This is a genomic window from Arthrobacter gandavensis (genome assembly GCF_039528575.1).
Taxonomy (GTDB): Bacteria; Actinomycetota; Actinomycetes; order Actinomycetales; family Micrococcaceae; genus Arthrobacter_B; species Arthrobacter_B citreus_B.
The window spans coordinates 269,862-279,365 of record NZ_BAAALV010000001.1 but is presented as its reverse complement, the minus strand read 5'-3'; the positions used below and the strand labels follow the sequence as shown (position 1 = coordinate 279,365).

Below are 9,504 nucleotides of genomic sequence, written 5' to 3'. Positions count from 1 at the left end.
GCCTTCGCCGTTTGGTCTGTGCGGTCTGATTCAGGCCGCTTAGCCGTACTTAGCTTCGCTTGGTCAGTTTTTCCCAGCGCGCCGCCATGCCCCACTTGGTGACGTTGGCGATGGCTTCGAAGACAATGTTGCCGCTCATCTTGGAAGCGCCAAACTCGCGCTCAACGAAGGTGATGGGAACCTCGGTTATTTTCAGGCCAAGCCGGGCGACCCGGAAGGTCATGTCAACCTGGAAGCCGTAGCCTACGGATTCAACGGCCGAGAGATCCAGCTTCTCCAGCGTGCTTCGCTTAAAGGCACGGTATCCGGCCGTGATGTCCCGTACCGGGATTCCGAGCATCAGCCGGGAGTAGGTGCTGCCGGCACGGGAGAGCAGTTTGCGCCGCAGCGGCCAGTTCACGACCGACCCGCCGGGAACCCATCGGGAACCGATAACAAGGTCAGCACCTGCAGCCGAGGCCTCCAGCAGCAGCGGCAGCTGCTCGGGCTTGTGTGAACCGTCGGCGTCCATCTCCACCAGGACGTCATACCCCTGCTCCAGGCCCCACCTGAATCCTGCAATATAGGCCGCCCCCAGGCCTTCCTTGCCCTTGCGGTGCAGGACATGCACGGCGGGATCCAGTGCTGCCTGTTCGTCGGCATAGGCGCCGGTGCCGTCCGGGCTGTTGTCGTCTGCAATCAGCACATCCGAGTCCGGTACAGCCGCGCGGAGCCGCTGCAGCGTTTTTGGCAGCGACTCGATCTCGTTGTAGGTGGGGATGATGGTGAGGACGCGCACTCAAAGGCCTTTCAACGAACACGAGCCGCGCTGATCGCGGCTCGGAAGGGGTCTGCGGACGGAGGCAGAAGTACCAGTATATGGGACGGTATCCGCCGCCGGCCGGGAGGGGGCGCATGTCCGGTTCGCGGCGCGGGCACACAAAGGGACAGGCACCGCCGTCTTCGGGCCAGTTCCGGAGGCTCCGGACCTGTTTTCTACTGACGGTTGAACCTGTCCCTCAGTGCGCAACTGTGTTGCTGCAGATGGCCCTGCACCGCATCCGGGTGGAAGGACCATCGCCCCCCACACATACGTGCCCGGGCCGGGGCAGCTGGTTTCCGGCCTAAGCCGGTCCGTGCCGCGGTCTGTCTAGACTACGTCCTGAACGGGAAGTGTCAACATGTTTCCTGACTAGGACCTAGTGTGTATCGGTGCAGGTCAGGAGCCTTTTTGTGCAGGATCAGCGGTACCGGTTTTTCGGGTGCCTAGCTAAAATCCGCTGCCCGGTACAGTTCGGTTCCCAGATGAACGGTCTGCAGGCAGCGCGGAAGCTGCTCCGTGTCCAGTGCGGGCAGCAACGGAGTACCGGCGCGGGGATCAGTGCTCCAGGAAGCCACTGACGCGTCCGGGGTCTGCACCATCAGCTCATCCGCTTCCCACACGGCGAAGGAGGCAGGCGTTCCCGGGGCGAGCTGTCCAAGCATGGGGTTGCCTGTCCCGGCTGCACGCCATCCGGCGCGGGTGTGAGCGATGAAGGCCGCGCGTGCGGAAATCCGTTGCGCTGGATTGTTGTGCATCACCGCCGCACGGACTGCACGCCACGGATCCAGCGCCGTTACCGGGGCATCGGAGCCGAATACAACGGGGACACCCGCGGAGAACAGGGAAGCGAATCGGTTCATCGAGGCGCTGCGCTTCCCCAGCCGCTGGGAGTACATGCCGTCCCCGGCGCCCCAAAGCGCGTCGAAGGCCGGCTGCATGCTCGCCGTGACCCCGAACCGCACCAGGTCTGCCACTGCTGCATCGTCACTGAGTTCAAGGTGTTCCAGGCGATGATGGGCGGCCCGCAGGGCGGGTTCCCCTAGGGATTCGGCCGCGAGGGCCAAGGCCTGTATGACCGTGTCCAGTCCTGCATCACCAATGACGTGGAAACCTGCCTGGAGGCCGGCGCGGGTTGCGAGTTCCAGATGCCGGGCAGCCTGCTCCGCACTGAGGTAGAGACTGCCGGCCGTCTCGGGGGCATCCGCGTAGGGGGCCCGCAGCGCGGCTGTCCGCGCACCGATGGATCCGTCAATATTCAGGTCTCCGGCAAGCCCCAGCAGGCGGCCGTCGAAGGAGGACACAATTTCGGCGAGCTCCGACTCGCTCTGCGCCAGCTGGCCCCAGTACGGCAGAACCTGCGGTGCCGGAGCATCGCCCAGGCTGCCTTCAAGTCCCAGAAGCTGACGGAGGTCCTCGGCGGGGGCAATATGCGGGGCTGCCATCTCGGCTACGGCAACGATTCCCTGGGACGCCGCAAGATCCAGGGCAGCGCGCTGGTACCGGGCACGTTCCGGCAGGGAGAGGCTGCGGGAGACGGTACGCGCAGCTTCGTGGGCGTCCCTGATGACAAACCCGTCTTCCCAGCCGTCCAGGGCTGCCAGGCCCAGCTCGGCGGCAAGGGTTCCGGAAACCACTGCACAGTGCACGTCCGCGCGTGCAAGGTAGACACTTCGGTTCCCTGATGCGCGGTCCAGTTCAGCGGCAGTCGGCACACGGTGGTCGGGCCAGCCGGACTCGTCCCATCCGTGCCCAATGATCACGCCGCTGGTGCGGGCCGACTCCGCGGCCACGGCGTCGAGCATTTCAGCCAGGCTGCGCACGCCTGAGAGGTCCACCGATGAGGCAGCCAGCCCGGTCTCCGTCAGGTGGACGTGGGAATCCACGAACCCCGGAGCCACCAGTGCACCCTGCAGGTCAACCACCTGCATCTTGTCATCCTGGATGGATGTCGCTGCATGCTCTGAGCCCACCCAGGCGACGGTACCGCCGTCGACCAGCATGGCGGTGGCGAAGGGATCTGCTGAGCTGTAGACGGAACCGTTGCGGTAAAGGGTCAGGGCATTAGCCGGGGCCGTGCTGTTCAAGGACTCACCTGTTCTGTGGTTTGTTACGAAAGTTCTGGGGAAACTCTGCCGTTCCGGCTGAGCTATTCGCTCACGGCCGAGTAGGCGACGACGCCGCGCTTGATCAGGTCGATTGCCTCACGGCAGCGGCGGCGCAGGTCAGTGGAAATGTCCGGTACCTTGGCCAGCTGGTCGATCAGGTCGATGACCTGCTTGGACCACCTGACGAAGTCGCCGGCGGCCAGCTCGGTGCCGTTCAGTGCCACCTGCAGGTGCTTGCCCCGGACCCACTTGTACATGGGCCAGACCAGGCCCATCTCCGGTTCACCTGTCACGGGGAGCTTTTCCGCCTCTTCGAGGTCCGTAAGCTCGGACCACTGGCGGATGAGGATGTCCATGGCCCCGTCCAGCACGGCGCTGGGCATCTTCGGACGCAGGCCGCGCTCTTCCCGCTTGGGCTGGTAGACCAGCGCGGTGGCCAGGCAGGCGAGTTCCACGGCGTCGACGTCGTCGAATGCCCCGTTCTCCAGCCCGAGTGCTGCCAGCAGATCCTTCTCTCCGTAGATTCGGCGGAGCTTGCTGCCGGCCGAGGTCACACGCAGGGCACCGTCCCCGTCCGGAGCGACGTATCCGTAGTGCTCCAGCACCGAGCTGACGCGGTCGAAGGTCTTGGCAATCGTGTTGGTGCGGCCGCGGATCTGGGCGGCGAGGTTGTCCGTTTCGCGGCGCAGCTTCCACCAGCGCTCAGCCCAGCGGGCATGGTCTTCGCGGTCACTGCAGCCGTGGCATGGGTGGGCCCGCATTTTCCGGCGCAGCTCGGCTATCGCCTGCTCCTGCCGTTCGGTGCCTCCGGTATGGAGGGACGCGCCGCGGCTTCCTGCCGGACGCGGCGGGCGGTGCTCCCGCAGCGCGTTGTGCAGTGACGACGCCAGGTCCCGCCGGTCTTTGGGTGTTCGGGCGTTGAAGGACTTGGGGATGCGGATCTGGGATACCACCTTCACCGCTCCATCCAGGTCCTGGACGTGCAGGCGGCGCAGCTGCTTGTCCTCGGTCAGGATGGTCGGGCGCGGGTCGCGGGCACCGGAGTCCGGGGAAAGGACCACGGCATAGCCCGGGTTCCGTCCGCCGGGGATATCCACCACATCGCCGGGGCGCAGCGTTTCCAGGGAAGCGGCAGCGGCGCTGCGCAGGCTGCGGGCTTTGGACCGGGAGGCGTTGTTTTCGAGGTCGGAGAGCTGGCGCCGCAGCGCAGCGTACTCGGTAAAGTCCCCCAGATGGCAGGTCATCGCCTTCTCGTAGCCGGTAAGGGATTCCTCGCGCGACCGGACCTGGCGGGCAAGGCCGACCACCGAGCGGTCTGCCTGGAACTGTGCAAAAGACGATTCCAGGATCTCCCGTGCGCGGTCCCGCCCGAACTGGGCGATCAGGTTGATGCTCATGTTGTAGGTGGGACGGAAGGATGAGTTCAGCGGATACGTCCGGCGGGACGCGAGCCCGGCCACAGCCGCCGGATCGGTGCCTGGCTGCCAGAGCACGACGGCGTGCCCTTCGACGTCGATTCCCCGGCGCCCGGCGCGCCCGGTGAGCTGGGTGTACTCCCCCGCCGTGACATCGACGTGCGCCTCCCCGTTGAACTTGTCCAGTTTCTCGAGGACGACTGAGCGGGCAGGCATGTTGACGCCCAGGGCCAGCGTTTCGGTCGCGAAGACTGCCCGGACCAATCCGGCGGCAAAGAGCTTCTCCACCACTTCCTTGAATGTCGGCAGCATGCCTGCGTGGTGGGCGGCGAAGCCGCGGACGAGTCCTTCACGCCAGGTCCAGAAACCCAGTACTTCCAGATCGTCCTCGGGGATGTCCCGGGCAGCTTCGTCAACGGTCCTGGCGATGACGGCGCGCTCGGCTTCGCTGGTGAGGGTGAGGCCGGCGTCCACGCACTGGCGGACCGCGCCGTCGCATCCGTTGCGGGAGAAGATGAAGGTAATGGCCGGCAGCAGCCCCCGTTTATCCAGCTGGCTGATCACCTGCGGGCGGGAGGCCCGCGGTGTCCGCGTCAGTGCGTTGGAACCGGACGTCCCCCTGCGGGTATTGGCCGGTTTGCGGCCGCCCGGGCCGGAGCGCTGCCCGCCCCAGCGGCCGCGCTGGTTCAGCCGGGACTCGCTGCGCGCCAGTTCCTGCAGTTCCGGATTGACCTTGACCTTTCCTCCGGCGGCGGACGGCCCGTTCTCGGCGCCAGCGGTCTCATCAAAGGAAACGTCAGTGGCGAAAAGGTCCAGGATGTCCCGGCCCACCATGACGTGCTGCCACAGGGGAACCGGACGGTGTTCGGTGACGACGACGTCGGTGTCCCCGCGGACAGTGTCGAGCCAGGCGCCGAATTCCTCCGCGTTGGACACTGTGGCGCTCAGCGATACGAGCTGCACGTCAGAGCGCAGGTGGATGATGACTTCTTCCCAGACGGCTCCACGGAATCGGTCAGCGAGGTAGTGGACTTCGTCCATGACCACGTATCCCAGGTCATCCAGGGTGTCCGAGTTCGCGTAGAGCATGTTGCGCAGCACCTCGGTGGTCATGACCACCACGGGGGCGTCCGGGTTGATGCTCGTGTCCCCGGTGAGCAGGCCAACATTTTCCGAGCCGTAGGACGCGGAGAGCTCCGTGTATTTCTGGTTGCTCAGGGCCTTGATCGGAGTGGTGTAGAACGCCTTCAGGCCACGTTCGAGCGCCATGTAAACAGCGAATTCCCCTACGACGGTCTTTCCGGCACCCGTCGGGGCGGCTACCAGGACGCCGCGGCCTGCTTCCACGGAGCGGCAGGCCTCCAGCTGGAAGGGATCAAGGTCGAAGCCCAGCGACTGCTCGAAGACTCCCAGGCGGGTCCGTGCGTGGCCGGTGCGTTCTTTAGCGGCGAGATACCGTTCAGACGGGGAAGTCATATCTCCAGCCTAGACGTTTCATGGAGCGGGTTCGTCCTGCTGCCCGCGCGGTACCTGCCCCCGGACTGGAAGCGGGTACCGCAGCCATGCTTGGGAGTGCCCGGCCCAGCTACGCGTCCGGGATCACTGATGCCCTGTCCGCTTCGGCTTCGACGGCCGCTTCACGGGCAGCGCTGCGCCTGGCACGGCGTTTGTCATTGATGAAGCACAGGCCCACCGCTACGGCAAAGAGCACCAGCAAAGGAGCTGCGAGGTAGAACATGCTCAGTGCGTCGCCGCCCGGCGCTGCCATGGCGGCAAACAGGCAGATAATGAAGACGGTGATCCGCCAGTACTTCACGATCGTCTTCCCGCTCAGCAGGCCCAGCAGGTTCAGCCCAACCATGACAACGGGGATCAGGAAGGCTATGCCGAATGCGAGGAGGAGCCTCAGGACGAAGGCCAGGTACACCGACGCCGTGATGACGTTTGCAGCGCCCTCCGGCGTGAAGTCGGTCAGGACCCCGACGGCGTTGGGCAGGATAAGCCAGGCAAGGTAGACACCGGCGAGGAACAGCGGAACCGCAGCGGCGAGGAAACCAAGTGCTGCGCGGCGTTCCTTGCTTTTCAGGCCCGGCGTGATGAAAGCCCACAGCTGGTAAAGCCAGAACGGGCTGGAAATCAGCAGGCCAATGAAGACCGAAACCTGGATCATCTGGTCAAACGAGGTTGCCACCCCGTCAAAGTTGATGGTGGCCAGGCGGCCCTGGTCTTCGGAAAGCTCCCGGACAGGACGGGTGAGCTCATTGAAGACAGGCATGTAGAGGAAGAAGCCGCCTACGGTGCCCAAGACCACTGCGATTGCAGCCTTGAACAGCCGGTTCCGGAATTCCTTCAGGTGTTCCTTGAGGGCCATCCGCCCTTCAGGGTTGGATTTGCGCCCCCGTGTAAGCGCCACAGCCGCTACGGGTTAGCGGGCGGATTGCCGCTGCCGGTATTGGGTCCCGAAGGCGGAGTGTGTCCCGCGGCCGGTCCCTGCTGGCCGGTCGCCTGTCCCGGGTTGTTGACCACGCGGCCTTCGACCGGGTCGCCGTCAGCAGAGGAGGAAGTGTTCTCATCCTTCATTTGGCGTACCTCGGACTTGAAGATCCGCAGGGACTGCCCCACGCTTCGCGCAAGTCCCGGCAGCTTTGGCGCACCAAAGAGCAGGATCGCTATAACAATGATGATGACAATGTGCCAGCCTTCTAGGCGCATGCCGGTGTCCTTTCGTTTAAGTGCATTTTATGTCAGAGCTCGGGAATGTCGCGCCAGGCCCGCGGTTGTCCGCGCAGGATCCGGCGCTGGACACGGCGTTCACGCCGTGCTTCTTTCCTGGCCGATTTGCCCTCGTCGTACCGGCGGCGTTCATCCGCCGGATCCTCGAAGACCGCTGGCCGGAATTCCGTGGGAGTATCCGGCGAAACGGGCCCCGGGGCAAAGGACAGCCGGGCTCCGGCTGACTGGACTTCGCGCAGCACTGCCATGAACTTGCGGAAGAGCCGGTAGCCGATCAGGACATAGAGCAGCAGGGCCACCGCTGTGAGGGCAACCCATATCAGAATCCACGACCACCAAGGCATGGTTCCAGCATAGTGGAGGGTTCAGTGAAACCTGAGCCAATGGCGGCGAGCCGGAGCAGGGCTTCACGTGGTGTTCACGCGTAGTCTGCTGCCGCGGACGCCAGCCACGCAGAGGTTTCCTCCCGCAGCCCGGCAGGCTCCAGGACGGCGGCGGATCCGCCGAGGCGCGCGATGAATCCCGGAATCCAGCCGGTACTGGCCGTTCGCAGCACCACGGCCTGACCGCCGTCGGGCAGCTGTGCCCGCTTCTCGGCGTGGTAAGCGTCGGCGACCCAGGAGGCGTCGGGCAGAAGGCGGATTGTGACAAACTCGTCCGAGTCCGCCGGCGTGAAAAGACTGGAGGGGAACTGCGGATCCGGTTCGGGACGGTGAGCAGCGGCTTCCCCGCTGTCCGTGGCTGAGAGGATCCTGTCCACCCGGAAGAACCGTCCTGCCTGGGCCCGGTGGCACCAGGCATCCAGATACCACGTGTTGTTGTCCGAGAAGATGCGGCGCGGATCTACCAGCCTTTCGGAGACCTCGTCGCGGCTCGGGACGACGTAGCGGATGGCCAGCTGCCTCCTGCCGGTGACGGCCTTCTGGAGTTCAGCCAGCAGCTCCGGCGGCGTACCGGCCGGAAGGAGTTCTGCTGCAAGGGAGCTCCCCGCCGCTGCCGCCGTTCCGGCCGCTTCGGTGAGCTTGGCATGGGCCGAGGCTACGGCATCGGTTGGGGCGGCTCCGGGCAGCGCAGCGAGGGTATCCAGCCCCACAACCAGGGCAGCGGCTTCGTCCATGGAAAGCCGCACCGGCTGGGACAGGTTCTCCGCGTTGTCGATGTAGATTTCCCCGGTTTCGAAGTTCACGTCCATGAGGCCGTTCGGGTAGTACCGCGGTCCGCTGACGAAGAGCAGGTTGAGGTCCGAGGCCAGCTGCTCCTGGCTCACTCCGAAACGGCCGGCAGTCTCCGCCATGCCGGCCCCCTGGTTGGCCAGGATGTAGGGAACCAGGTCCAGGAGCCTGCTCAGCCGCTCCTGTGCCCCGGCAGCCTTGGGCGCCGTTCCGCGGGTGGCCGCGGCCGGGGCGTATTCCGGAACCGGTTCGTCCTGGAATTTGTGTGCCCGGGCCAGGGCTGCAAAGACCGCATCCTTCAGCTCGGGCGGATGGACTGCGCGGGCTGCGGTACCCAAGGCAGCGGCGTCGGCGGCCAGGCCATCAAGGTCCGTGACAGCGAACCAGAGGCGGTCCCATCCGGGCGGCGGATCCGCGAGCCCGGCAGAAGGGTCCCTGTGGTCTCCGGCACGGAGGCGGAGCTCCGCACCGGCACCTGCCCGGACGTCCACGGCCGCGGAGCGGGAAGCAAAAACGTGGTCCAGGGAGGCCAGCGAGGCGTGGATGTCAAAGTCCGCCGGGACAAGGTAGCTGCCCCTGCCGGTCCGAACCTCAGTGGTCATTCGGGAGAGTCGGAACCAGCGTTCAGCGTTCCGGTCAGTGTCCCAGCCAACGAGGTACCAGTGGCCATAGCGTGAACCCATTCCCCAGGGCTGGACGCTGCGCGTGGATTCCTCTCCGGAGGAAGCACGGTAGCCGAAGGTGACGGGGGTCCTGTCCGTGACGGCGCGGAAGACCTTGGCGAAGTTGGGGTCCGAGGTGCGGATAGCCGGATGAACGGGGCTGGCCGCAGCGTCTTCGGCAAGGACACCGCGTGCCCGGAGCTTGCGCAGCGCACGGGCTGCGGCTGAACCCAGGGATGCCTGCTCCCACATCTGGGCCGCCAGGGCCAGGACAGCGGATTCGGCGGGAGTAAAGGACACTTCGGGCAGCCGGTACTCCTCGCTGCGGATGCGGTAGCGCTGCAGCGAGTTGTCCTGTTCGTAGAGCGGGTCCTCGCTGTAGGACTCCACCGGTATGCCCTGCTCACGCAGGAACGCCTTATCCCGGTCGAAGAGCTTCTCACGGGCTTCAGGCGTTGCTGCCTCGGAGTAGAGCTCGATTTCCTCGAACAGTTCAGCCTTGGTGAAGCCGCGGCGGGACGAGAGCAGGGCTATGACCAGGTTGAGCAGGCGCTCGGTGCGTTTTTCGGCTGGTTTCGGAGACACACGGCTAATCTACAGCCGTTGGTCCCCCAA

At 65.5% G+C, this 9,504-nt stretch carries 7 protein-coding genes; all 7 read right to left on the bottom strand.

The annotated features are described in order from the left end of the window. Positions 1 to 49 precede the first annotated feature (49 nt). The 7 genes from ABFX29_RS01300 to ABFX29_RS01270 all read right to left on the bottom strand — a co-directional run bounded on the left by ABFX29_RS01300 (position 50) and on the right by ABFX29_RS01270 (position 9,474). Positions 50 to 778, bottom strand: a complete 729-nt coding sequence (locus ABFX29_RS01300; protein WP_152227917.1) for a polyprenol monophosphomannose synthase — start codon at positions 776 to 778, stop codon at positions 50 to 52. 467 nt (positions 779 to 1,245) lie between these two features. Next, complete coding sequence (locus ABFX29_RS01295; protein ID WP_246167466.1) at positions 1,246 to 2,886, bottom strand: amidohydrolase; 1,641 nt, start codon at positions 2,884 to 2,886, stop codon at positions 1,246 to 1,248. A gap of 62 nt (positions 2,887 to 2,948) precedes the next feature. Continuing rightward, complete coding sequence (locus ABFX29_RS01290) at positions 2,949 to 5,798, bottom strand: DEAD/DEAH box helicase (protein ID WP_152227918.1); 2,850 nt, start codon at positions 5,796 to 5,798, stop codon at positions 2,949 to 2,951. Between the two features lie 109 nt (positions 5,799 to 5,907). Then, the gene (gene tatC / locus ABFX29_RS01285) at positions 5,908 to 6,693 is read right to left on the bottom strand and encodes a twin-arginine translocase subunit TatC (RefSeq protein ID WP_211372381.1); all 786 of its coding nucleotides are present in this window, start codon (positions 6,691 to 6,693) and stop codon (positions 5,908 to 5,910) included. A 47-nt stretch (positions 6,694 to 6,740) separates the two neighbouring features. Beyond that, a complete protein-coding gene (tatA, locus tag ABFX29_RS01280; protein WP_152227920.1) occupies positions 6,741 to 7,034 on the bottom strand; it encodes a Sec-independent protein translocase subunit TatA in 294 nt (97 codons plus the stop codon). Between the two features lie 32 nt (positions 7,035 to 7,066). Beyond that, complete coding sequence (locus ABFX29_RS01275) at positions 7,067 to 7,399, bottom strand: hypothetical protein (protein WP_152227922.1); 333 nt, start codon at positions 7,397 to 7,399, stop codon at positions 7,067 to 7,069. Between the two features lie 74 nt (positions 7,400 to 7,473). After that, entirely contained in the window at positions 7,474 to 9,474 is a 2,001-nt protein-coding gene (locus ABFX29_RS01270; RefSeq protein ID WP_152227924.1) for a helix-turn-helix transcriptional regulator, read from the bottom strand. Positions 9,475 to 9,504: the final 30 nt, after the last annotated feature.